Origin of the sequence: Gilliamella sp. Pas-s25, from assembly GCF_009795885.1 — a bacterium.
In the GTDB taxonomy this organism is placed as follows: domain Bacteria; phylum Pseudomonadota; class Gammaproteobacteria; order Enterobacterales; family Orbaceae; genus Gilliamella.
Genome location: NZ_WTEV01000004.1, coordinates 115124 through 138536, shown reverse-complemented (window position 1 = coordinate 138536; position 23413 = coordinate 115124). Strand labels below are relative to the sequence as shown.

The window sequence follows — 23413 nt, the reverse complement described above, 5'->3', positions numbered from 1 at the left end:
ACAGCGAGCCTTTTCGGTGCTTTGTTCGTCAAAAAGGCGGACGAACGGTGATTGCTAAACGTAATTATGGTAAGGATATAGATAAAAGCAGTATGGATAGGTGCCTTTATCGCTATCGTCATTTAGTCGAGAATGCCTTTGCTAGAATCAAGCAATATCGTTCAATATCAACTAGATACGATAAGTTAGAAAGGAATTATGCCAGTATGGTATCACTGGCATTTATGTTAATGTGGCTGCCAATGTATTGTTGAGTAATTTATGTACAGCAAAGATCAACAGCCCCTATTAAAAATATAAATGTTTTATACTAAAACACTTGCTTTCCTGAAACTTTTTGACAGCCATTTTCTACATAAATTGATTTAGTCCATTATTGTATTGTTTATTTTTTATTAATTGCTATATACTGGGATTTTAGTTATTTTTTGTACTGTTTATGCTAAAGCGAAGTATTAATCTTTTTATCGCGCTGTTTGCAATCTCTATTATTGCCATGGAAACTTACATTTATTGGCATACTAAGTTTCGTCCTTGGCAACCCGAATCTTCAATAGGGCGATTAATTTATTATTATAGTTTCTTTACGGTTTTATCCAATTTAATGTTAGCATTGAGTTGTTTTTGGCTAGCTATCAATCCTCATTGTCATCGATATAGTTTTAAAGTTATTCGTTTGAATGGTTTAGTAGGTGTGATTATAACAACTATTGTGTATAACATAGTGTTAAGAAGCATTCATACTCCACCACCTAATGTATTATTGAAAATTGCTAATGAAAGTTTACATGTGGTTATTCCTGCTTTGGGATTATTGAGCTGGTTCATTTTTGGACCATTTGGACGAATTGATTTAAAAGTCATTATGGGGGCGTTATTGTCAATGATTGGATATGGCATTTATATTTTTGTGCGTGGCTATTATACCAATTTGTATCCATATCCTTTTATTAATGTTACGCAGATTGGTTATCCAAAAGCGCTGTTTGCTGTGAGTGAGGTTTTTTTGCTGTTTGTGGGATTAACCTTTTTATGTTGGGCAATTGAATATTTAAGGAGTCGAAAATGAAGCTGTATATTTATGAGCATTGTCCTTTTTGTGTAAGGGCAAGAATGATATTTGGTCTAAAAAACATACCGGTTGAATTGCAAGTGTTGCTGAGTGATGATTCTCAATCGCCAGAGCGTATGATTGGCGAAAAAATGGCACCCATTTTACAAAAAGAGGATGGCAGCTATATGCCTGAAAGTTTAGATATTGTTGATTATATTGATAATAATTATGGTGGTGATCCCATTTTAGTTGGACCTAAATCCCCAAATATTGCAGAGTTAATCAAACAGTTGCAACAATATGATTATAAGTTAGAGTGTCCCCGTTATATAAAGCTCGGCTTAGCTGAATTTGCAACACAAAGTGCGATTGATTATTTTGTCACTAGTAAAGTTGGTAAATTAGGATCGTTTGACGAATGTTTAGCACAAACTGATTCGTTAGTGTCTGCCGTATCTGCAGTATTAAATCAGCTTGAATTATTGATTGTTTCGCCAGATGCGTGTAATGGGCAATTATCTTTAGATGATATCTGTTTGTTTCCCGTTTTACGCAATTTGACGTGTGTTAAAAGCTTAACTTTTCCGCCTAAAATTAAAGCTTATATACAATCCATGGCAAAACTCAGTAAAGTTAATTTATTTTTTGATAAAGCCATTTAATGATTAGGCAGTTAGATCTAGCGTTTTATTTATCGTTAAACTAAGGTTTAAGAAAAAGCCAGATTGTTTATACTTCATGATTAACATAATCATTTAATAACGCATAAGGCGTTTTACTTAAAATCGCTTTATGTGGTTTAACTATATTATAAACGTGAATCAATCATTTTCTATCTTTTGCATCGCTAACTATATGTTGATTACGCCACATAGCTATTAAAGTACGTCTCTCTTTCAGCTTTCCCATTCGTTTATTAGCAGGTTGGTTTATAAGTTTTCGATTAATAGATGATGCTCATACCTTTTAACAAATAGATACTACAAATCATTAATTAGTCATCAAGCGGTATAGAATCCTGAATATTTTTTACAAAAATATAATCTAAAAAGTGAACACCGCATCTGCATTAAAGTCTTTATCTTGTATTCGTTTGAGGTTAAGCAACTTTCATTTTTGGTTGATACGATGAATATTAACGTTTTAACAAATGAGATACTGCAAATTCTTAATAAACCACGAAATGGTATAGAATCCTGAATATTTTTTACAAAAAAATATAATCTAAAAAGTGAACACCGCATCTGCATTAAAGTCTTTATCTTGTACTCGTTTGAGGTTAAGCAACTTTCATTTTTGGTTGATACGATGAATATCAACGTTTTAACAAATGAGATACTACAAATTCTTAATAAACCACGAAATGGTATAGAATCCTGAATATTTTTTACAAAAAAATATAATCTAAAAAGTGAACAGTTGTATAAATATTCCATAATAAGACACAACAGATGTAGAAAATTATGCAACCTGTTTTCGTATTTTATATGCAAGGGGAGCTATGTGATGTAATACCTGATGAGAGCTTTCGGCGTCATGAATGGAATATTATGGATAGATGTTTGGTGTGGTCATGAAGCATTTTGCCTAGATAGGTTTTGTTATTGCCTTTAGCTTGCAGTCTTAATTTATATTTAATGGATTTTTCAACTTTGGCCAAAAATTTAATACCATAACGGATGATTATTTTTTTATGATATCAGCGCTATATCGCTTGTCTGTAATAAGGCGTTAGTGTTGTTGTTCATATATATCTATTACAGTCGTTTCTCAAATTACTGTAAATAATGCGAGCAATTTGGGCAACTAAGGTTATAAACTTGTTATCATTACAAAAGAGAACAGGAAAATAGAAACAACCCCTGTTCTCTGTTCGGTTTGTTAATTAGTTACCTAATTTAACATCAATCACTTCAATATTATCTTTACCACCATAGATATCATACCAAGGTGTAGCGTATTGTTTTAATATCTTATTAAGGTGCTCAACATTTTCACGACCAGTTTGATCTAACCAACGCTTTAATCCCTCTTTTCCACCATTTGCATAGGCGGCAACTCCTTCAAACCATGTTGCACGACCACCTAAAATACCGCTATATTTAGCACCATGTTCACCGGCAAAAATCAGTTCTTGGTGGAAAGTTTTTGTTGGCACGCCAGCACTTAAATAAATGAAAGGGCGCGTTGCGGCATCGCTTGCTTGTTTAAAGTAGTCTGCTGCTTGTTTTTGCGTGTAGACAACGACGTTGTTATCGTTAAAGCCTTCTACATTTTTAAAGAGAACAGGAACTTCGACTTTTAAAATATCAATGTAATATTGCTCTTTAGTAAATTCTTTAATGGTATTAATGACTTTTTGTGGTTTGATTTTTGCAAATTCTGGGCTTTTATCGTCAGTTATCACGTTATCATATACAATAGGTTCAACAAAAACTGGAATATCAGCAGCTCTTGCCTCATTGCCTAAACGTTCTAAAAAAGCGTGCTTTTTATCTAAAATATCTTGAGGATCATCAGGATTATAATAAACCAATACTTTTGCAGCATCCGCCCCTTTTTTTATTAAACGTTGTAATGAATCTTCTGGCAAAATATCGGGTAATCGCCCTGGCGTATTGGCGTCATATCCCGTTTTTTCGTACGACATGATTAATCCAGCATTGCTATTTTTGGCTGTCATGCCTTTAAAGCCATATTCTTCATCTAACAAAATTGCACTGACATATTTAGTTAACTCTTGAGAGACAAGTTCTTTAAATTCATACACCATATCAATATGATAACGATCTTTACCAACGGCCGATTCCATCATCTTAACCATTGAACCTCGTTGATCTATCGCCAATGCAGCGATAACGCCATCTTGGTTTGATAATTGCTGCATACGTGTGAATTTGCCACGAGAAATACATTTTTTAGCCATTTTATAGCTCTCCATTTAGTAAGATGTACCATTGTAGTTTTTTTGTTTGATTGTTTATTAATCATTCGTGCTAGTTTTAGCACTATACTTAATTAAAGCGAACACAATTATTATGTAATGCGATGATGATTGAGTTTACATCATCGGGCGAGCAAATATTTCCTTTAAAAAAATAAGCGTTAGGGTATAGTAGTTCACAATATTAAACTGTATGTAAACAATAATTTACAAGGATCCACATGCAAGATGTAGTAATCCATACACCGACAAGAACTCTAAATGCTCAGGACTATAAAACATTGGCACTTTCCGCATTAGGTGGAGCATTAGAATTTTATGATTTTATTATTTTTGTCTTTTTTTCAATAACCATTAGTCATCTTTTTTTTCCAAATGATATGCCGGCTTGGCTTAGTCAAGTTCAAACTTTTGGTATTTTTGCTGCTGGATATTTGATTCGCCCATTCGGCGGTATTGTAATGGCGCACTTTGGCGATCTGTTCGGTCGCAAAAAAATGTTTACGCTAAGTATATTGCTTATGGCTTTACCAACGCTATTTATAGGTTGTCTACCTACGTATACCAATATTGGTATTTTTGCTCCTCTATTATTGTTATTAATGCGATTGTGTCAGGGATTAGCGGTTGGTGGTGAAGTTCCGGGGGCTTGGACTTTTGTTGCTGAGCATGTGCCGAAAAATAAAATTGGATTGGCATGTGGCATTTTAACCAGTGGATTAAGCCTAGGTATTTTACTCGGTTCGTTAGTTTCAACGGCTATAAATAAATGCCTATCAGCCGAACAACTTATTGATTGGGGATGGCGTATGCCATTTATTATTGGTGGTGTTTTTGGATTGATTGCAATGTATTTACGTCGTTGGTTAAAAGAAACACCAATTTTTCTGGAAATGCAAAAGCGTAAACAACAAGAATTGGCTAAAAAAATACCGGTTATCACTGTGTTGACGCAGTATTTACCTCAGACTATTTTGTCAATGTTACTTACTTGGGTGCTGTCTGCGGGTATTATGGTCATAATGCTAATGACGCCAATTTTATTACAAAAGCAATTTGGCTACTCGCCGATCGATGCGTTGCAAGGGAATATACTAGCGATTATTGGGCTCATTATAAGTTGTACTTTTTATGGCATGATGGTTGATAAATTTGCTATGGGGAAAGTGATATTTATAGGTTGTGCTATTGCAACCATTGTTATCGCTATTTTTTACCTCTCATTAGATAACCCGCACCTTTTATTCATGACTTATTCATTAGCTGGTTTTGGCGTTGGTATTGTGGGTTGTTTTGCTTATTTTATGGTGACTGTGTTTCCTACTCAGATTCGTTATAGTGGTGTATCTTTTTCATTTAATATGGCTTACGCCATTACCGGCGGATTAACCCCTTTGCTGATCTCCTTTTTGAGTGATTTTGTGAGCAAAATGGCACCTGCTATTTATGTTATTGGATTATTTGGATTTGGTGCATTGATTGGGTTATTTTTATTAATTAATGATAACAGTCAAAAGTATATAGCTAAAGATATTGCATAATAAATGATGACCGTAGAATTTTAATTATTATTTAATAATATGTTGAAATGGAAAGTATAAGAATTTATTCTTGCTTTCCATTTACCTGACTTACCTTATATTCAAACCTGCCGGATTTATTCATTTAAACGATATATCTAACTTATTTTGTTAAAAACTTTCAGGAAAGACTACGTTTTAGTATAGTTTATTAAATAATCAACATGATTTAATAAAATTGTGAAACAACTCAAATTTTTTAAGGGGGATTAGGTTAAAATAAAATCAACGATATTTTAATTTTAATATTTCTTAGGAGAAAAAAATGAAAGCAGCAGTTATTAAACAACAGTGTGATGGTCAAGTCGAAATTAAAGATATCCCTGTTCGTCCTTTGGAAGCAGGAGAAGCACTTGTTGATGTTGAATATTGTGGTCTTTGCCATACAGATATCCATGTAGCATCGGGTGATTTTGGTAAAAAACCGGGGCGAGTTATTGGTCATGAAGGTGTAGGCATTGTGACTAAAATTGCCCCTGATGTAAAGAGCCTAAAAATTGGTGATCGTGTCAGTATTGCTTGGTTTCATGCCGGCTGTGGTACTTGTGAGTATTGTATTTCAGGTAATGAGACATTTTGTCGAAATGCGTTAAATTCTGGTTACAGCGTTGATGGCGGTATGGCAGAACAATGTATTGTGAAAGCGGATTATGCAGTTAAAGTGCCAGAAGGGCTCGATCCGGCACAAGCAACTAGCGTTACATGTGCAGGTGTCACGACATATAAAGGTATTAAAGTGGCTAATACAAAACCAGGTCAATGGCTTGCTGTATTTGGTATTGGTGGACTAGGTACACTTGCTATCGAATATGGTAAAAAAGTGTTTAACAATAAAGTCGTTGCAATTAGTAACAGTGATAGCCAACTAGAATTGTGTCAAAAATTAGGTGCTGATTTAGTCGTTAATCCTAAAAAAATTGAGGATGTAGGCGCTTATATTAAAGAGCATACTACAGGTGGTGTACATGGTGCTGTTGTGACCTCGGTTACTAAAACTGCATTCAATCAAGCTATCAATTCTGTGCGGCCTTTAGGACGTGTTGTTGCATTAGGCTTGCCTTCTGAAAATATGGATTTGAGTATTCCTAAAACGGTGTTAGATGGCATTCAAGTATTAGGTTCACTGGTTGGTACTCGTGAAGATTTAGCTGAAGCATTTCAATTTAGTGCTGAAGGTAAAGTGGTGCCGATAGTGGAAAAAAGACCATTAGAAGATATCAATGATATGATTGAGGAAATGAAAGCAGGAAAAATTCGAGGTCGTATGGTCGTTGATATGAAAATGAAGAAAAAGAAATAATTTTTCAAAAAATAGCGAATAAAAAGTCAGCTTTGCGCTGACTTTTTGTTTGTTTTATCATGCTGATTTTTGATGTTTTTTTTATTAACTAAAATGAATCTTGCTTGTATTTTATAAATAAATCCCTATCATAACTAGATTTTTCACGTTTATTTATATATTTAAGGGGATCTTTATGGCAGATCATAATTTAGAAAATAACTTGCGGAAAGATCTTGGTTTAGTTTCTGCATTATCACTGGTTGTGGGAATGGTTTTAGGGGCAGGTGCTTTTATGAAACCCCCAGCAGTACTAGAAGTAGCAGGTGATTATCATTATGCACTATTAGCTTGGATAATTGGTGGTGTTATTTCTATTTGTGGCGGGTTAACACTTTGTGAACTCGGTGTAATGTTTCCAAAAACTGGGGGAATGCTCGTTTATTTAGAAAAAATCTATGGTGCCAAAATTTCTCATCTTTATGGTTGGATGATGACAGTGATTTTTTCACCTGCTTTGATTGGTGCACTAGTGGGTTATTTTAGTTCGGTGTTTTGTTCATTATTTGGAATTGAAAGTACATACAAAATGGCAGTAGGTGCTGGAGCATTAGGTTTTATTGCTTTTATTAATGCAATTGGTGTCAAAGAAGCGGGGTATCTTCAAACCATTGCGACGGCTTGTAAATTGGTTCCAATAATGTTATTGGCGATATTTGGATTATGTGAAGGAAATGGGCAAGTTGCATTGTTTAGTGCTAGTGGTCAGGGTATTGAGACATATGCCCCTTTTGCTGTTGCGATTTTAGCGACATTATTTGCTTATGATGGTTGGGCTCAAGTGGCATCGGTTGCGGGTGAAATTAATAAGCCTGCTAAAGTATTACCTAAAGCAATTATTTTGGGAATTATATTTTTAGTCATTGTTTATGCTTGTATCAATATTGCATTATTTAAAATCTTTCCAGTTCAAGAGATGGTCTCATTAGGCCATGACGCTTCTTCTGTGGCATCGCAACGTCTGTTTGGGCATTTAGGTGGTAATTTGGTTGCAGTTGGTATCATGGTGTCAATTTTAGGTGGAATTAATGGCTACATCATGACATTATCACGTACTATTTTTAGTATGGCTGAGCGAGGCAATATCGTTGGTGCGCGTTATTTAAGCACAATAGATGAAGACAGCCGTTCACCGGTAAATGCAATTTTAGTGCTTGTCGTTTTTTCATTTTTATACTCGGTATTATTAGATGCCGATCGTTTATCTGAAATTTCAATGTTTTCGATTTGGGTTTTTTATTTATTAACTTTTATTGGTGTTATTATAGCCAGAAAAAAATACCCTAATATACCAAGATCTTATAAAGTAATTGGTTACCCACTTATTCCTATTATTGCCATTGCAGGTTCTATTTATGTCATTTATGGAATGCTGATTCATCAAACAGAAAATGGTATTGCATCAATTGTGCTGACATTAATTGGTTTACCCGTGTACTATTATTATCAAAGTAAGAACCAACATAGAGATCTTTCAGTTGGTGAAGTGAAAAAGTATCGTGTCAAAACCAAATACACTACAGCGATATTGGCAATCGGTGTTGTTGCTATGTTAATCATGTATGGCAGTATGGCTAGTAAATAATACTGTGATTGCTGATTACATAGTTGTTTGATGCTATTTTATCGTAGCAATAAAAGAAACCAAAAGTTTTTGGTTTCTTTTAATTAAGATAATAGTTATCAAAGATAAGTTGAAATTAGACTATAAATGTTTTGATCGTAAAAAACATCATTTAAATACTCAGCTTGCTTAAGTGTACCTTCATAGCTAAAACCACATCGTCTGGCCACTTCATTGCTTTGCTTATTTTCAACAGAGCATTTAATAACGAAGCGTTTAATGATTCGCTTTGTCGCATAATATTTTGTTAGGGCATTAATGGCTTGTGTCATAATCCCTTGTCCTTGAACTCGGCTATCTAACCAATAACCCAGGTAGGCTGTTTTATTATTTTGATCGATTTGATTAAAAGAAAGCATTCCTACAGCGTTATTATTCAACATAATGACATAATTTTTTGACTGATTATTCTGATGTCTTGTTAAACAAGAATCTAAGAAATCAACGGTATCTTTTGGGTGAGTCACAAACTTAGGCCATGCCATAAATTGGCTAAAATACGCTCGATTAAAATCTATAACACGATACAGCTCAGCGGCAAATTCCCTTATTGGTGGTTTTAGAGAAATATGTTGATTAACATAAATACTCTCTTGTTTGGTATTATTCATGTTTATTTCTATCTTTTTATGCCTAATATTTAATTTTATGGTTGGGCAGATAGTAGTTGTTACTGAAAATATTTGGCTGTCAATATAAAATAAGAACTACATTTTAATCATGATTGGCTTATTTTTTTCATATTAATATAGTATATAAAGCCCCTAATATGGTTAGGGGCTATAGTAAGTATACTTAATTTTTTGCATCCACTTTAGGTTTAGCTACATAATTATAAATAACTAATATGGCAAAAATAGCAATAAAAATACCCATTATCATATCTTTGTTAAACCATTTAGCCATATTACCAAGAATAATCCCAATACCACAAAAATCGACATCGGAGAAAGTCGTATTAGCAAAACCCAGTGATCCTAATACTGGCAATAACATAACAGGTAAAAATGTGACTAATAAACCATTAGCAAACGCACCTAGCATGGCACCACAACGCCCTCCTGTTGCATTGCCAAATACGCCAGCAGTAGCACCGCAAAAGAAATGGGGAACAACGCCCGGCAATATGAGGACTAAGTCTAATTGTCCTAGAACAAATAATCCGACTAGCCCACCAAGGAAGCTAAATAAAAAGCCAATGAGCACTGCATTAGGCGCATATGGGAATACCACCGGGCAATCAAGAGCTGGTTTGGCATTAGGGACTAATTTTTCCGAAAACCCTGTAAAGGCAGGTACAATTTCAGCCAGAATTAATCGCACACCTTGAAGAATAATAAATACCCCAGCAGCAAATGTAATTGCTTCTATAATCGCATAAACTAAATAATTATCGCCTTTGCTTAGATTGGTTTCAACATAGCTTGCACCAGCAGATACCGCTAGAATGAGATAGATAATCATCATTGTTAATGAGATTGAAATTGAACTATCTCGCAAAAAGCTTAAGTTTTTAGGTAAATTCATCTCTTCGGTTGAACGAGAGTTTTTACCGACAGCTTGTCCAAGCCACCCTGCTAACACATAACCTAAAGTACCAAAATGTCCAAATGCAACATCATCATTACCGGTAATTTTACGCATATGTGGTTGTGCTAATGCAGGGAAAAATGCCATAATCAACCCAAGCACTAATGAACCTGTGAACACGAGTTGCCAGCCTTTAAAACCCGCTACGGTTAAAATAATACTAATCATACAAGCCATATAAAAAGTATGGTGCCCTGTCAAAAAGATAAATTTTAAACGTGTAAAACGTGCAACCACAATATTGGCGACCATACCAAATGCCATAATCAAGGCAGTTGCTGCACCGAATTCATTTAATGCCATAGAAACAATGGCTTCATTATTAGGAATGATACCCTGTAATTTAAAAGCTTGTTCAAACATTATGCCTAGTGGGGTAATTGCGCTGATAAGTACACTTGCACCACCGCTCAATACCAAAAAACCTAAAATTGTTTTAACTGTGCCTTTTACGGTATCAGCAAATGATTTATGTTGGGCAATTAGCCCAACCATCGCAATTAAACCGACTAATATCGCAGGTACTTTTAAAATATCTACAATAAATTTTATGATTTCTTGAATCATGGCAACACCTCATAGGTTGATTAGTACTTAGCAAAATGTTCAACAAGTTTTGATTCTAAATCATTGATATCAATAATATTGTTTAGTATAACTAATTTATTGTCAGGAATACCTGAACTGGCCGCTAAATCTTTTGTCATGACAAATATATCAGCTTGATCTGGTGTTGCTGAAGCAAGATCGGCATGTGTGACCTCTGCATCGATATTTAATTTTTTAAGAACTTTTTTGATGTTCATTTCAACCATAAAGCTACTACCAAGTCCTGAACCACAAACTGCCATAATTTTCATTGTGTTTATCCTTTTATTGAGTTTAATTAAATTTAATAATGATTAATAACAGACAATATTTGAGCAGGGGTTTGCGCATTAAAAATTGTCTGGATATCATTTTGTGTACCAAATAGTGTTGCCAATTGAGTTAATATTTCAATATGACTAGTACTATCACTTGCTGCTAATAAAGTAATTAAATAAACAGGATCGTTTTCTTCTGAATTAAATTTGACGCCTTCTTTGACCAATAGCATTGATAAACCTAATTGGTTTACGCCTTGTTCTGGTCTTGCATGTGGCATCGCAATGCCGGGGGCTAATACATAATAAGGGCCAATTGATTCATGTAATTTGAAAATGGCTTGAATATAATCAGGTGAAATAGCGTTATTTTGTAATAACGGTTTTGCACAAAGTTGTATCGCTGTTTGCCAATCCTCGATTGAATCAACAATATTGACCGTTTGGCTAGTTAACCATTTTGCTAACATTTTTCCTCCGCTAAATTTGATCTCATTGAGAGCTTATTAGGAAATTAACACACCGCGTAATAATAGAAATAAAAAAAAATAAGAAATGTGATAGCGCTATCAAAGTTGATAAAATTTTCATCCATTATGTGATGAAGGTAACATTTTCAATAAATTAATCAGAAAACGCCTACTTTTGCCGAATAATATTATTTAAAAAATTGTGATTTAAAAGACAGATCCATAACCTTTTATGAGGTTATGATACATCCACTGTTAATTGGCTATCATTGACATGCAATTGGAGTGAAAGATGCAGGATATAAAAAAACGCAGAAGTACAGGACAGGTTACTTTATTTGATGTGGCTAAATTTGCGGGTGTTGGCTCTATGACGGTATCTCGCGCTTTGCGTAGTCCAGAGCGTGTTTCAGATAAACTTCGTAAAAAAATTCAGATTGCCATCGATACGTTAGGGTATAAACCCAATGTTGCAGCTAGCTTGTTAGCATCAGCAAACGCTAATCAGGTCATCGCAGTTATAACGACTAAGATCTATGATAGCGCCACTCGAATATTACTTAATGCGTTACAAGCAAGCTTGGCACAAGAAGGATATACCATATTAATCATTGAATCTTACCACTACCTTAAATGTGAATCACAATTATTAAATACACTATATAGCCATAATCTTAAGGCAATACTCCTTTTTTATGTGGAAAATGATGATTTTATTCGACAGATAGCTCGAAATAAAACCGTTCAAGTGATGAATATTGGCAAGCAATATGATGAATTAACCAATCTGAATGTGGGATTGGATGATGGTTTAGCAATGTATATGTTGACTGAACATGTGATTGAAAAAGGTTATCGATATATTGGATTACTTTGTGCTAACCAGCAGCACCACCTTTTTCAACAACGTTTACATGGTTGGCATAAAGCAATGCTAAATCACCATTTATCTACGCATAGGATCATCAATGCCGCTAAGCCTGCTAATTTTAGCACTGGTAGCGAATTACTTTCGGATGTGCTTTTGAACTGGCCAGAGATAGATGCATTAATCTGTACGACAGATGAATTAGCATGTGGCGTGCTTTATGAATGTCAACGGCGGCATATTCGCGTTCCATATCAACTAGCGGTAAGTGGATTTGGCGATAGCGAGTTTAGCAAAGTCAGTTTTCCACCACTAACCACCGTTACACAGCCGTCTGAACAAATTGGCAAATATATGGCCAATCTACTATTAAATAAGTTAAGAGATGAAACCAATTATCAATCAGACTTATCAGCGTTAACGCCAATGATTCAATCAAGAGATAGCTTATAGATTTTGTTAGAAAAGTCATAAATAGAAATGAATCCATCCTAAATGCTGTGCATTTGCTAGTTTGGGATTGAATAGTCTATTTTTCTGAAGATTGTTGTATTGATCCTCGCTAAAATATTAGGCAGTGCCCACCTCTATCATTTTTTCATTTCGGTAATATTGTTGTTCATATTGTTCAGGCGATATCCAGCCGTTGGCTGAATGAAGACATATCGATTATAATAGATTTCGCTATATTCAAATAGTACTATTCGCTATTACTAAGCGGTTAACTCTCGATGGCTGGTTTTGGGTAAGTTACCTGATCCTCTTATCTAGGATTGATTTGCCTACTCCTCGGCGATTGGCTCGTTCACTGATAGAAAGATCAGTATCAGATAACGCATAATTGCCTGATTGTTATTTGAATTCTACGCTAAATTTTCTGACCATGATATTTGTCTCCTATGATTTGTATTTATATCATAGAAGCGACTTCTGCCCACTTTTTTTACGAGGATCATTTTCAATTTTTCTATTCCTAAAGTGCCTAGCGAAATAGCAATTAAATTAACCTCTTTCTATTGTTAACTTTACTTTTAAAAAAAATATTGAAAGCTTACAACGATCAGTATGCTTAACTATGATAGATGCAAACTATCATAGTTAATTGAATTGATCTGCGAAACCGATCAATGTATAATGAATATCCAATTTTTAACGTATATTTAACTTAATTTTTATAAAACCTTTGGGAGTAAAAAATGGAACAAAATAAGCAAGAAAAAGATCTCGAAACATTACAACGAGAATTTTATAACAGAGAAGCGCAAAAAGACTTAAAAGCACAACAAAGAAAACAGCAGACTATAACTGGAGCAATGATTGGAGCAGGAGCATTATTTTGTAGTGTTATGAGTTTTTTTATGCCAAATGGAATTAATATTTTTTTTGCTATAGTCGGTGTTGCTGTCGGAATTTTTGCGATCATTAAGGGTGGAGCAAATAGTAAAGCTGGCTCAATGATGTGCGGGCTCTCAATAGTCATTGGTGGTATTTCAGTTTTAATTAATATGTTTTTAAATAGTTTAAATTAGTTAATTATATAAAGGACGGTTAAAGTGAAAAAATTAGTAATTAAGTCTGTGTGTGTTATAGGATTTTTATTAACAGGTTGCGGAGATAAAAACACAATTACTTATGACTTAAAAACAGGTAAAGCAACAGCAAGCGGTTTTGATGCTCAAGCCCCAGATTTGACTGGGGTTGGCTATATGAAAATAATGAATGAAATTAGTAAAAATTGTAATCTAGATATTGTCACACTTGCTACAAATTTAAATACTGATGGTAAATACACAACAAAAGTTTGTAAAAATGGTATTACCTACAAATTAATTAATGCTAAGTAAAAAGGAACTAAATAATGAAAAAAATAATTAGTTTTATTTGTATTAGTGTTTTAGGTTTTGTTTTGGTTGGTTGTAGTGATAACAACATAATTACTTACGATTTTTTAACAGATAAAGTTACGTTGAGCGATAATTTTGATAAAAATATACAATTACCAGCTAATCAACATCCTGTTGTGCTACTTAGTGAAATGGTTAAACACTGTAATTTAAACGAAGAAGAGTATAATAAAGCTACTGCTCAAATGCGAGAAGAGGGGGAATATACATCGAGTACTTGTAAAAATGGTGTTGTTTATAAGTTTATCAACATGAATAAAATTAGAGAAAATTAGTTAAATTCATAAAAAAGAGGATCATCCCTCTTTTTTATGAAACTATTGGGAGTTTTACCTTTTTATTTTGTATATCTTAAGTTTTGTGTTTATTTAATAAATATTCTTTTTCTTTTGTTTTAGCATTTTTAATATTTAAATCTAATAATCTATTAATCTTGCTTTTCATATTCTTATTACCATTTTTAAAAAATATACAAAAACATTAATAAAAATGATTATAAACTAAAAAATATACAAAAAAGCGATCTTATAGCGTCTAAACACGTCTTTTTGTGTCTCAATGAATTACTATAACTTAGTATTTTTTAATGATTTAATTATATTAAAAAAGGTTTTGAAAGGTGATAATGGTCGGCGAGAGAGGATTCGAACCTCCGACCCACTGGTCCCAAACCAGTTGCGCTACCAAGCTGCGCTACTCGCCGTTAGGAAGCGCATAATACTGCGCTAACTAAAAAGTGTCAATACTTACTGCAAAAAATTATGTCTGTTACCTGTTTATTTTGCTAAAGGAGCAGGCGTTTTGCCAATGCGTTGATAAAATTCGACAACAAAATCTTCGTAACGTTTGTTGGCAACCGCTTCACGAATTTCTGCCATTAAGCGTTGATAATAACGTAAATTATGGATGGTATTTAAACGCGCACCTAAAATTTCACCACACTTATCTAGGTGATGAAGATAAGATTTAGTATAATTTTTACACGTATAGCAATCACAATGTGGATCAAGTGGTGTGGTGTCGTCCTTATATTTCGCATTACGGATTTTAATCACCCCATCGGTGACAAATAAGTGACCATTACGCGCATTTCGGGTTGGCATCACACAGTCAAACATATCAATACCTCGGCGTACTCCTTCAACTAAATCTTCAGGCTTACCCACTCCCATTAGGTAACGAGGCTTATCGGCAGGTAATTGTGGACACGTACCCTCTAAAATTCGGTGCATATCCGCTTTAGGCTCGCCAACAGCTAATCCTCCAACAGCATAGCCATCAAAGCCAATTTCGGTTAACCCTTTAATTGAGATATCACGTAACTCCTGATGTATACCGCCTTGCACGATACCAAATAGCGCATTTTTGTTGCCTAATTCATCAAATCGCTGGCGACTTCGTTTGGCCCAGCGTAATGACATTTCCATTGATTTTTTGACGTAATCCCAATCTGCTGGAAAGGGCGCACATTCATCAAAAATCATGACAATATCTGAACCTAAATCATATTGAATTTCCATTGAGATTTCAGGTGATAAGAAAATTGAATCGCCATTAATCGGATTACGAAAATAGACGCCTTCTTCTTTTATTTTGCGAATGTCCCCAAGACTGAAAACTTGAAACCCACCTGAATCTGTTAGAATTGGGCCATGCCACTGCATGAAATCATGTAAATCACCATGTTTTCGCATGATTTCTTGCCCAGGTCTTAACCATAAATGGAATGTATTGCCGAGCAAGATTTGAGCACCAGTTGCGGCAATCTCTTCAGGTGTCATACCTTTTACCGTGCCATAAGTACCAACAGGCATAAAGGCTGGGGTTTCAACAGTATATTCGACCCCGCGACGATCGAACTTCATACGTCCCCGACGCGCTAATCCGTCGGTATTATCTAATTCAAATTTCATTTTTTATTAACCTCTTGCGACCAAATAAACAGTTTGGCGCGAATTATTGTTATAATACATACCGTATCATTAATTTGCAGGGCCTAGTTTATCGCGCCTGACTAGAATAAACAATATTTGAAGGGGCTTTGAATCGTTTGAAACGCATTATATTATTCTTGTTGTGTTTGTTGATGTTTTTAATCACTGGCTGTCAGATCCCAAATAAGACTTATCCAAAAGTCATTACCGCAGAACGGCTTAAATCGCTCTCTGAAAATGATATATTTGCCATTAGTGAGCTTGCTTGCATTGAAATAGATAAGCGATCAGTGATTCCTGCTGACGATCATGCATTAAGCCAAAGGATAAATAAAATTGCTAAAACCTTACCCACAAAAGCAAATAATATTGAGATAAATTATAAAGTCTATATTAATACCGAGCCTAATGCATGGTCTACCGCAAATGGCTGCATACGTGTCAACAGTGGCTTAATAAAATTGTTAAATGATAATGAGTTACAAGCAGTGCTTGCTCACGAACAGGCGCATATAGCGCTCAAACATGCAGTTAGTTTATTTCTACAAGCCCCTTATATAGAATTTACTGATAACATTGACGAACTTGTTATTATTGCTAAAGAAGAAGTTGCTCAACAATATGAAGTCGAAGCTGATAATTATGCTTTTGATTTATTAGTGAGTAAAAATATTGATCCGATGAGTTTAGTTGAAATGCTAGTAAAAGTGCCTATTCATTCAACAAATAATCCAACATCTCATCCTTCAAGCAAAAAACGCATAATGAATATTATTAATAGGATAAACGGTAAATAAATATCTGAGTAGTTAATTGAAAATAACCAATCTGATTTGAGATTAATTCAAATCAGATTGGCTATCTATTTAATATTTCATTAAGATTGATTACTCAGATCAGTGATAAACATAGCATCACCGTAACTAAAAAATCGGTAGTTTTCTTTAACTGCATGTTGATAAGCATTCATGGTATTTTGGTAACCAGCAAATGCAGAAACAAGCATAATCAACGTTGATTCTGGCAGATGAAAATTGGTGATCAGAGAGTCAACAACCTTAAATTGGTAGCCCGGATATATAAAAATTTGCGTATCGGCAAAAAAAGGCGCTATTTCACCTGTTCTTTGCGCAGCACTTTCTAAAGCGCGAACCGACGTTGTTCCCACGGCGATTACTTTATTGTTTCTCGCTTTACATGCTAATACCGCCTCTACAACAGATTCAGGTACTTCGGCATACTCTGAGTGCATAACATGTTTTTGAATATTTTCAACTCTAACTGGCTGAAATGTTCCTGCGCCAACGTGTAAAGTAACAAATGCCATTTCAACCCCTTTTTGTTTTAGTCTTTCTAATAAAGGTTTATCGAAATGAAGACCGGCAGTGGGGGCTGCGACGGCACCGGGCACTTTGCTATAAACAGTTTGATAAACTTCACGATCTTGTTCATCATCAGGACGATCGATATAAGGCGGTAATGGAATATGGCCAATTTTATTTAAAATGCTAAGAACATCATCAGGAAACTGTAATTCAAATAAAGTATCGTGGCGTGCAAGCATCGTAACATGAGTAGATGCATCTTCTCCTAATATCAGTTCTGCGTCTACTTTGGGGGATTTCGATGCCTTAATATGCGCAAGCGCTCGATTATCATCTAATATCCTTTCTATTAATATTTCGATTTTTCCTCCTGAAGCTTTTTTTCCATACACGCGAGCAGGAATTACTTTTGTGTTGTTAAAAATCAGTAAATCACCTGGATTTATTTTGTCGATAATATCAGTAAATACATTATCTTCAATTTTACCTGTATGGCTATCAAGTGATAAAAGTCGACATGCACTTCTGGTTTTTGAAGGATGTTTGGCAATCAGCTCTTTGGGGAGATAAAAATCAAAATCGGATAGTTGCATAATTGTGTTCCTTAACAAAAGAGGCATTAGTCTAAAGCCCCCATAATGCCTAAGCAAGTAATTATTTGTTGATTATTATGATAGTTGCGTTAAAATTCCAACCGTCTAAAAGAAATTAGGCAATTGAATTTTATATTAATATAAGGAAAATAGTATGAAAACCCCAAACAAAACATTGTTGGTTGCACTACCTTTAGTTGCAGCGATGTCTCTAGCTGGTTGTAACATCAATCCTAATGACGCAGTTAACTTAGGAATGAAAGGTTTAAAAGCTGCAACACTTAGTGATAATGATGTAAAAGACATAGCTAAACAAGCTTGTGCTGAAATGGATGCCCAATCAAAAGTTGCTCCAGCAAAAAGTGCTTATACTAAACGATTAAATAAAATTGCTAAAGCACTTGGTCACAATTTAGATGGAACGCCAATTAACTATAAAGTATACATTACAAAAGATGTTAATGCGTGGGCGATGGCTAATGGTTGTGTTCGTGTTTATAGTGGTTTAATGGACATGATGACTGACAATGAAATTGAAGGCGTTTTAGGTCATGAATTAGGTCACGTTGCTTTAGGTCACAGCAAAAAAGCGATTCAAGTGCAATATGCAACCGAAATTGCTCGTGATGCAGCCGCTGTATCAGGTAATGCAACAGTTGCTAAATTATCTAAATCTAGCTTAGGTGCTTTAGCGACAGCAGTGATTAACTCTCAGTTTTCACAAAAACAAGAACAAGATGCGGATAATTATTCTTTCGATTACTTAATTAAGAAAAAAATTAATCCAGCAGGTCTAGCAACTGCTTTTGATAAATTAGGTGGCGGTGATTCGTCAATCTTAAGTAGCCATCCATCTTCATCAGATCGTGCTGCTAATATTCGTAAAAAACTTGCTGAACTAAAAAAATAAGCACAGTCGTTTCTAATCTAAAGCGTCATTAAAGACGCTTTTTTATATAGTATTTATTGTGTTCAATAGTAGGTGTTAGTTGATGAAGTGATCCATCAACCAATAAATACATTTAGAGGGCAATAAACAAAAGGTACTACTGTTTTTATTGCTTATAAGAAGACAGGAATCTGGCAAATCTTCCTATCGCATCTTGAAGTTCTCCGGTATGTGGTAAAGCAACAATTCTAACATGATCGGGTTTATGCCAGTTAAATCCGGTACCTTGTACAAGTAACACTTTTTCTTGTAACAAAAAGTCTAATACCAATTTTTGATCGTTCTGGATGTTAAATTTTTTCTGATCTAATTTGGGAAATAGATACAAAGCACCTTGTGGCTTAGTACATGTTACGCCGGGAATATCATTAAGTAAACGCCACGCCAACATACACTGATCGTATAATCGCCCCCCAGGTACAATAAATTCGTTGATACTTTGATAACCACCTAGCGCACCTTGAATTGCATGTTGTAATGGCACATTGGCACATAAGCGCATTGACGCCAACATATTTAACCCTTCAATATAGCCTTTTACATGAAGCTTAGGACCACAAAGCGCCATCCAACCTTGCCTGAACCCTGCAACACGATAGGTTTTTGATAGACCACTCATGGTAATAACAAATAAATCGGGTGCTAATGCGGCGATAGAATAATGCTTAGCATCATCATATAAAATTTTATCGTAAATTTCGTCAGCAAAAATAATCAAATTATGTTGTCTAGCAATTTCCGCGATTTCAAGTAACACATCTTTACTATAAACAGCGCCAGTTGGATTATTGGGATTAATAATCACAATTCCTTTGGTTTTGGGGGTGATTTTTTGTTTGATATCTTCTAGATCTGGTGACCAGTTTGCTTCTTCATCACAAAGGTAGTGCACGGCATTACCGCCAGACAAACTAACAGCCGCTGTCCATAAAGGATAATCCGGCATAGGAACGAGTATTTCATCACCACTATTAAGTAAGGCTTGCATCGATTGCACTATTAGTTCTGATACACCGTTACCTATGTAAATATCTTCAACATCTAAACTACTAATTCCTCGGGCTTGATAATGTTGCATGATTGCTTTACGGGCAGAATAAAGTCCTTTGGAATCACAATAACCTTGTGAAGAAGATAAATTTCTAATCACATCAACTAATAATTCGTCAGGGGCAGCAAAACCGAAAGGGGCAGGATTTCCAATGTTAAGTTTAAGAATAGTTTGTCCTTCTTCTTCGAGTCGCTTTGCATGTTCAAGAATTGGTCCACGAATGTCATAACAAACATGTTCCAATTTATTGGATTTTTGGAAATTAACCATAATATCGCCCTTTCTATTTATTGTGATAGTTTTTTGCTTTAATAAAAAAACAATCTACTCCTATTTCGATAATTTTTGAAGATGCTATTATAGTTAGCTTAATAAATACCTTTTAAATGTCTAAAAATTGTGCGGAGCGTATTATGAAAACCATTTTAACCGTCATCGGTAAAGATCAAACGGGAATTATTGCCGGTATTAGCCAACAATTGTATGAATTAGATATTAATATTTTAGATGTCAGCCAAACCATTATGGATGAATATTTTACGATGATTATGTTACTTGATTTATCTAAAATTAAAGTGTCATTTGATGAGGTAAAAACAGCTCTTATCCAAACGGGCGATAAGCTTAAGGTCAAGGTCAACTTACAACGTGAAGAAATTTTTGATGCTATGCATCGTTTGTAATATTAATTCGTTGTTTATTTAAAAGGATAGTTCTAATGGAAACAAAACAGATCCTCGAAACCATTAAAATGATTGAGGAAGAAAAGCTTGATATCCGCACCATAACCATGGGTATTTCTCTCCTTGATTGTATTGATAGTAATGGTGAAAAAGCACGGCAAAAAATTTATGACAAAATCACACGCTTAGCTAAAAATTTGGTCAAAGTCGGCGATGAGATTACCTCAGAATTCGGTATTCCAATTATTAATAAGCGTATTTCTGTCACCCCCATATCATTAATTGCTGGCGCAAGCGATGATAAAGATTATGTCGCGTTTGCCAAAACACTTGATCAAGCAGCCAAAGCGGTGGGCGTTAACTTTATTGGTGGCTTTTCTGCGCTGGTGCAAAAAGGCTATCATAAAGGCGATGAAATTTTAATTAAATCTATTCCTCAAGCACTCGCACAAACCGAACGAGTTTGTTCATCAGTTAATGTGGGTTCTACCCAAACGGGGATCAACATGGATGCCGTAAAGCAAATGGGGCATATTATCAAAGAGGCGGCAAAATTAACGGCAGATAATAGCAGTATGGCATGTGCTAAGTTAGTTGTGTTTGCCAATGCAGTTGAAGATAACCCATTTATGGCCGGTGCCTTTCATGGTGTAGGTGAAGCTGATTGTGTTATAAATGTGGGTGTTAGTGGACCGGGAGTAGTTAAGCGAGCGCTGGAAAAAGTTAAAGGTGAACCTTTTGATATTGTTGCTGAAACCATCAAAAAAACCGCATTTAAAATTACACGAATGGGACAACTAGTTGGTAAAGAAGCTTCTGAGCGTTTAGGTGTTAAATTTGGCATTGTCGATTTATCATTAGCACCAACGCCAGCCATTGGTGACTCGGTTGCCCATATTTTAGAAGAAATGGGATTAGAAGCAGTGGGCACGCATGGCACAACAGCAGCACTAGCCATGCTTAATGATGCGGTAAAAAAAGGCGGCGTGATGGCATGTGGTCATGTTGGTGGTTTAAGCGGAGCATTTATCCCTGTTTCTGAAGATGCAGGGATGATTGATGCTGTCAATAACGGTGCACTAAATCTTGAAAAACTTGAAGCAATGACCTGTGTATGCTCTGTTGGGCTTGATATGATTGCTATTCCTGGCGATACGCCAGCTGAAACTATTTCAGCGATTATTGCTGATGAGGCTGCAATAGGGGTGATTAACCATAAAACAACCGCGGTACGAATTATTCCTGCGGTGGGGTTAAAAGTTGGCGATAATATCGAATTTGGTGGCTTACTAGGTCATGCACCAGTCATGCCGGTAAGCAAATTTGGCTCATGTGATTTCATCAATCGTGGTGGGCGAATTCCGGCTCCCATTCATTCATTTAAAAATTAATGTATCAATTTTTTATAATTTAGTGATTTTTCTTATTCCGTCTACCCTTAAAGTAGGCGGTATATCAAAAAGGTTATATTGCTTGAGGTATAAAATAATCTAAATTAATACATAACTTTATATCATAGTTCTTTTATTCATTAACAATGATGAGATGCCAAATGTGGAAGATAATATACTTTACCACTTATTTAAACAATAAACCCTCATTGATGGACTATAGCGATGAATTAAAAATTATTGATATGATGATGAATTTACCTATAAGTTGGATTATTAAAAATAAAGAAGAGTTCCTTTATGCACTAAACATATTATCTGACTCTCATACTATCGGTAATGGTTTTTTGCTGCAAACTGAAAAAGATGATTTGATTTTTAATCATTTTTGTCAATGGTTAACTGAGGTAAATAATAAAACCGATATATCCTTATTAGGATATATTGATGATTTTTCCCCAGATGCACTAAAATTGGATGAATTTAGAAAAAATAATAAATTTGAATAAAAAATTATTTAGGAAAGACATATGGCTGAATGGACTGGAGTTATGTATGGATTTTATACTAATAAATCAATAGATGATGTGGTTTCTGCATGGTTCAAAAAATTAGCAGCAATCAATTATCAATGTGAGCGAAGTCGTTTTCGAAATGATGAATTTCTATTTTGTTATAAAAATGATGAGATGCAAGATCATCACCTTGAGTATGGCTACAATTTAGATATTAATGGTGAAGGCTGTTTTTGCATTGAGGCAAAAAGTACAAAATTACATGGAACCGCGACTTTGTTTAAGTTTGATAATGATTCAGATTTTGAGCCTTATGATATAAATTTGCATTTTCAGCATGTATTTTATTATGTGCTTGTATTGCCTGATTTAATTGAAAATTCAATTTTTTGTCAGAATATACATCGTTTATTTACTAATATTCTTAATGAGAAAAAATAGAAAATTAACAGGTAATAAATTAAATTTTCTTATAGCACATTAAATATTCTTTAAAGTGTATAAAAAGGCCGAGTTGTTGACACTTCATGATTAAAATAATTCTCTAAAAACGCATAAGACGCCTTTCAAGAAATCGTTTTATGTTGTTTACCGTATGATAATATTGAATAAATAATTTGCTATCTTGTGAATCTAACAAAGGGAATCTGTTTAAATCTCAATTAATCACGAAACGGTATAGAATCCTGAATATTTTTTACAAAAAATACAGCCTGAAAAGTGAACATTACAT

24 protein-coding genes and 1 tRNA gene are annotated in these 23413 nt (G+C 34.7%); 16 read left to right on the top strand and 9 right to left on the bottom strand.

Translation table 11 applies throughout. From position 1 onward, the window contains the following. The 3 genes from GQ593_RS03460 to grxB form a co-directional block, all read left to right on the top strand. On the top strand, positions 1-254 hold a 254-nt coding region (locus GQ593_RS03460; RefSeq protein ID WP_160430638.1), incomplete at its 5' end, for a transposase. A gap of 185 nt (positions 255-439) precedes the next feature. Further along, positions 440-1069: a Pr6Pr family membrane protein gene (locus GQ593_RS03455; RefSeq protein ID WP_160430637.1), complete on the top strand. Its 630-nt coding sequence runs from the start codon at positions 440-442 to the stop codon at positions 1067-1069. Further along, on the top strand, positions 1066-1716 hold the full coding sequence (grxB, locus tag GQ593_RS03450) for a glutaredoxin 2 (RefSeq protein ID WP_085247705.1): 651 nt from the start codon (positions 1066-1068) through the stop codon (positions 1714-1716). The genes GQ593_RS03455 and grxB overlap by 4 nt, the downstream gene beginning before the upstream one ends. A 1223-nt stretch (positions 1717-2939) precedes the next feature. Here the strand turns inward: grxB and GQ593_RS03445 are convergent. Continuing rightward, the gene (locus GQ593_RS03445) at positions 2940-3980 is read right to left on the bottom strand and encodes a tagatose 1,6-diphosphate aldolase (RefSeq protein WP_160430636.1); all 1041 of its coding nucleotides are present in this window, start codon (positions 3978-3980) and stop codon (positions 2940-2942) included. 239 nt (positions 3981-4219) lie between these two features. Between GQ593_RS03445 and GQ593_RS03440 the strand changes: the two genes are divergently transcribed. From GQ593_RS03440 to GQ593_RS03430, 3 genes are all read left to right on the top strand, one after another. Continuing rightward, positions 4220-5539 carry an MFS transporter gene (locus tag GQ593_RS03440; protein WP_160430635.1) on the top strand — a complete coding sequence of 440 codons (1320 nt, stop codon included), beginning with the start codon at positions 4220-4222 and terminating at the stop codon, positions 5537-5539. A 304-nt stretch (positions 5540-5843) separates the two neighbouring features. After that, a complete protein-coding gene (gene adhP / locus GQ593_RS03435) occupies positions 5844-6878 on the top strand; it encodes an alcohol dehydrogenase AdhP (RefSeq protein WP_160430634.1) in 1035 nt (344 codons plus the stop codon). A gap of 175 nt (positions 6879-7053) precedes the next feature. Beyond that, the gene (locus tag GQ593_RS03430; RefSeq protein ID WP_160430633.1) at positions 7054-8502 is read left to right on the top strand and encodes an APC family permease; all 1449 of its coding nucleotides are present in this window, start codon (positions 7054-7056) and stop codon (positions 8500-8502) included. Positions 8503-8600: 98 nt separating this feature from the next. On the opposite strand, the gene rimL is transcribed toward GQ593_RS03430, so the two are convergent. From rimL to GQ593_RS03410, 4 genes are all read right to left on the bottom strand, one after another. Further along, a complete protein-coding gene (gene rimL / locus GQ593_RS03425) occupies positions 8601-9152 on the bottom strand; it encodes a 50S ribosomal protein L7/L12-serine acetyltransferase (RefSeq protein WP_160430632.1) in 552 nt (183 codons plus the stop codon). A gap of 184 nt (positions 9153-9336) precedes the next feature. After that, a complete protein-coding gene (locus GQ593_RS03420) occupies positions 9337-10698 on the bottom strand; it encodes a PTS ascorbate transporter subunit IIC (RefSeq protein WP_160430631.1) in 1362 nt (453 codons plus the stop codon). 20 nt (positions 10699-10718) lie between these two features. Further along, entirely contained in the window at positions 10719-10991 is a 273-nt protein-coding gene (locus GQ593_RS03415) for a PTS sugar transporter subunit IIB (RefSeq protein WP_160430630.1), read from the bottom strand. 32 nt (positions 10992-11023) lie between these two features. Further along, complete coding sequence (locus tag GQ593_RS03410) at positions 11024-11467, bottom strand: PTS sugar transporter subunit IIA (RefSeq protein WP_160430629.1); 444 nt, start codon at positions 11465-11467, stop codon at positions 11024-11026. Positions 11468-11759: 292 nt separating this feature from the next. Between GQ593_RS03410 and GQ593_RS03405 the strand changes: the two genes are divergently transcribed. The 4 genes from GQ593_RS03405 to GQ593_RS03390 all read left to right on the top strand — a co-directional run bounded on the left by GQ593_RS03405 (position 11760) and on the right by GQ593_RS03390 (position 14514). Then, positions 11760-12788 carry a LacI family DNA-binding transcriptional regulator gene (locus GQ593_RS03405; RefSeq protein WP_160430628.1) on the top strand — a complete coding sequence of 343 codons (1029 nt, stop codon included), beginning with the start codon at positions 11760-11762 and terminating at the stop codon, positions 12786-12788. A gap of 743 nt (positions 12789-13531) precedes the next feature. Beyond that, complete coding sequence (locus tag GQ593_RS03400; protein WP_160430627.1) at positions 13532-13864, top strand: hypothetical protein; 333 nt, start codon at positions 13532-13534, stop codon at positions 13862-13864. 24 nt (positions 13865-13888) lie between these two features. Further along, positions 13889-14179, top strand: coding sequence for a hypothetical protein (locus GQ593_RS03395; protein WP_160430626.1), 291 nt, complete (start codon positions 13889-13891; stop codon positions 14177-14179). Positions 14180-14193: 14 nt separating this feature from the next. Beyond that, positions 14194-14514, top strand: a complete 321-nt coding sequence (locus tag GQ593_RS03390) for a hypothetical protein (protein WP_160430625.1) — start codon at positions 14194-14196, stop codon at positions 14512-14514. 351 nt (positions 14515-14865) lie between these two features. Here the strand turns inward: GQ593_RS03390 and GQ593_RS03385 are convergent. After that, positions 14866-14942: transfer RNA gene (locus GQ593_RS03385), tRNA-Pro, on the bottom strand. Positions 14943-15015: 73 nt separating this feature from the next. Continuing rightward, on the bottom strand, positions 15016-16152 hold the full coding sequence (gene tgt, locus GQ593_RS03380; protein WP_160430624.1) for a tRNA guanosine(34) transglycosylase Tgt: 1137 nt from the start codon (positions 16150-16152) through the stop codon (positions 15016-15018). Between the two features lie 173 nt (positions 16153-16325). Here tgt and GQ593_RS03375 point away from each other — a divergent pair, with 173 nt between their 5' ends. After that, positions 16326-16970 (top strand): M48 family metalloprotease, encoded by a 645-nt coding sequence (locus tag GQ593_RS03375; protein WP_160430623.1) that lies wholly within the window; start codon positions 16326-16328, stop codon positions 16968-16970. An 80-nt stretch (positions 16971-17050) separates the two neighbouring features. On the opposite strand, the gene queA is transcribed toward GQ593_RS03375, so the two are convergent. Beyond that, a complete protein-coding gene (gene queA, locus GQ593_RS03370) occupies positions 17051-18091 on the bottom strand; it encodes a tRNA preQ1(34) S-adenosylmethionine ribosyltransferase-isomerase QueA (protein WP_160430622.1) in 1041 nt (346 codons plus the stop codon). A 154-nt stretch (positions 18092-18245) separates the two neighbouring features. Here queA and GQ593_RS03365 point away from each other — a divergent pair, with 154 nt between their 5' ends. Beyond that, positions 18246-19001, top strand: coding sequence for a M48 family metalloprotease (locus GQ593_RS03365; protein ID WP_160430621.1), 756 nt, complete (start codon positions 18246-18248; stop codon positions 18999-19001). A 145-nt stretch (positions 19002-19146) separates the two neighbouring features. Here the strand turns inward: GQ593_RS03365 and GQ593_RS03360 are convergent, their stop codons facing one another. Then, positions 19147-20361 (bottom strand): pyridoxal phosphate-dependent aminotransferase, encoded by a 1215-nt coding sequence (locus tag GQ593_RS03360; RefSeq protein WP_160430620.1) that lies wholly within the window; start codon positions 20359-20361, stop codon positions 19147-19149. Between the two features lie 143 nt (positions 20362-20504). On the opposite strand from GQ593_RS03360, the gene GQ593_RS03355 reads away from it, so the two are divergent. The 4 genes from GQ593_RS03355 (at position 20505) to GQ593_RS03340 (ending at position 23121) form a co-directional block, all read left to right on the top strand. Continuing rightward, positions 20505-20774, top strand: coding sequence for an ACT domain-containing protein (locus GQ593_RS03355; RefSeq protein WP_160430619.1), 270 nt, complete (start codon positions 20505-20507; stop codon positions 20772-20774). A gap of 35 nt (positions 20775-20809) precedes the next feature. Next, positions 20810-22165, top strand: a complete 1356-nt coding sequence (locus GQ593_RS03350; protein WP_160430618.1) for a PFL family protein — start codon at positions 20810-20812, stop codon at positions 22163-22165. Positions 22166-22326: 161 nt separating this feature from the next. Continuing rightward, positions 22327-22674 carry a hypothetical protein gene (locus GQ593_RS03345; RefSeq protein WP_160430617.1) on the top strand — a complete coding sequence of 116 codons (348 nt, stop codon included), beginning with the start codon at positions 22327-22329 and terminating at the stop codon, positions 22672-22674. 21 nt (positions 22675-22695) lie between these two features. Beyond that, positions 22696-23121 (top strand): hypothetical protein, encoded by a 426-nt coding sequence (locus GQ593_RS03340; RefSeq protein WP_160430616.1) that lies wholly within the window; start codon positions 22696-22698, stop codon positions 23119-23121. The last annotated feature ends 292 nt before the right edge of the window (positions 23122-23413 follow it).

Bases quoted from the DNA above. Each gene is read 5' to 3' on its own strand.
- GQ593_RS03455 (WP_160430637.1), top strand. From the start codon at position 440: ATGCTAAAGCGAAGTATTAATCTTTTTATCGCGCTGTTTGCAATCTCT.
- grxB (WP_085247705.1), top strand. From the start codon at position 1,066: ATGAAGCTGTATATTTATGAGCATTGTCCTTTTTGTGTAAGGGCAAGA.
- GQ593_RS03445 (WP_160430636.1), bottom strand. From the start codon at position 3,980: ATGGCTAAAAAATGTATTTCTCGTGGCAAATTCACACGTATGCAGCAA.
- GQ593_RS03440 (WP_160430635.1), top strand. From the start codon at position 4,220: ATGCAAGATGTAGTAATCCATACACCGACAAGAACTCTAAATGCTCAG.
- adhP (WP_160430634.1), top strand. From the start codon at position 5,844: ATGAAAGCAGCAGTTATTAAACAACAGTGTGATGGTCAAGTCGAAATT.
- GQ593_RS03430 (WP_160430633.1), top strand. From the start codon at position 7,054: ATGGCAGATCATAATTTAGAAAATAACTTGCGGAAAGATCTTGGTTTA.
- rimL (WP_160430632.1), bottom strand. From the start codon at position 9,152: ATGAATAATACCAAACAAGAGAGTATTTATGTTAATCAACATATTTCT.
- GQ593_RS03420 (WP_160430631.1), bottom strand. From the start codon at position 10,698: ATGATTCAAGAAATCATAAAATTTATTGTAGATATTTTAAAAGTACCT.
- GQ593_RS03415 (WP_160430630.1), bottom strand. From the start codon at position 10,991: ATGAAAATTATGGCAGTTTGTGGTTCAGGACTTGGTAGTAGCTTTATG.
- GQ593_RS03410 (WP_160430629.1), bottom strand. From the start codon at position 11,467: ATGTTAGCAAAATGGTTAACTAGCCAAACGGTCAATATTGTTGATTCA.
- GQ593_RS03405 (WP_160430628.1), top strand. From the start codon at position 11,760: ATGCAGGATATAAAAAAACGCAGAAGTACAGGACAGGTTACTTTATTT.
- GQ593_RS03400 (WP_160430627.1), top strand. From the start codon at position 13,532: ATGGAACAAAATAAGCAAGAAAAAGATCTCGAAACATTACAACGAGAA.
- GQ593_RS03390 (WP_160430625.1), top strand. From the start codon at position 14,194: ATGAAAAAAATAATTAGTTTTATTTGTATTAGTGTTTTAGGTTTTGTT.
- tgt (WP_160430624.1), bottom strand. From the start codon at position 16,152: ATGAAATTTGAATTAGATAATACCGACGGATTAGCGCGTCGGGGACGT.
- GQ593_RS03375 (WP_160430623.1), top strand. From the start codon at position 16,326: ATGTTTTTAATCACTGGCTGTCAGATCCCAAATAAGACTTATCCAAAA.
- queA (WP_160430622.1), bottom strand. From the start codon at position 18,091: ATGCAACTATCCGATTTTGATTTTTATCTCCCCAAAGAGCTGATTGCC.
- GQ593_RS03365 (WP_160430621.1), top strand. From the start codon at position 18,246: ATGAAAACCCCAAACAAAACATTGTTGGTTGCACTACCTTTAGTTGCA.
- GQ593_RS03360 (WP_160430620.1), bottom strand. From the start codon at position 20,361: ATGGTTAATTTCCAAAAATCCAATAAATTGGAACATGTTTGTTATGAC.
- GQ593_RS03355 (WP_160430619.1), top strand. From the start codon at position 20,505: ATGAAAACCATTTTAACCGTCATCGGTAAAGATCAAACGGGAATTATT.
- GQ593_RS03350 (WP_160430618.1), top strand. From the start codon at position 20,810: ATGGAAACAAAACAGATCCTCGAAACCATTAAAATGATTGAGGAAGAA.
- GQ593_RS03345 (WP_160430617.1), top strand. From the start codon at position 22,327: ATGTGGAAGATAATATACTTTACCACTTATTTAAACAATAAACCCTCA.
- GQ593_RS03340 (WP_160430616.1), top strand. From the start codon at position 22,696: ATGGCTGAATGGACTGGAGTTATGTATGGATTTTATACTAATAAATCA.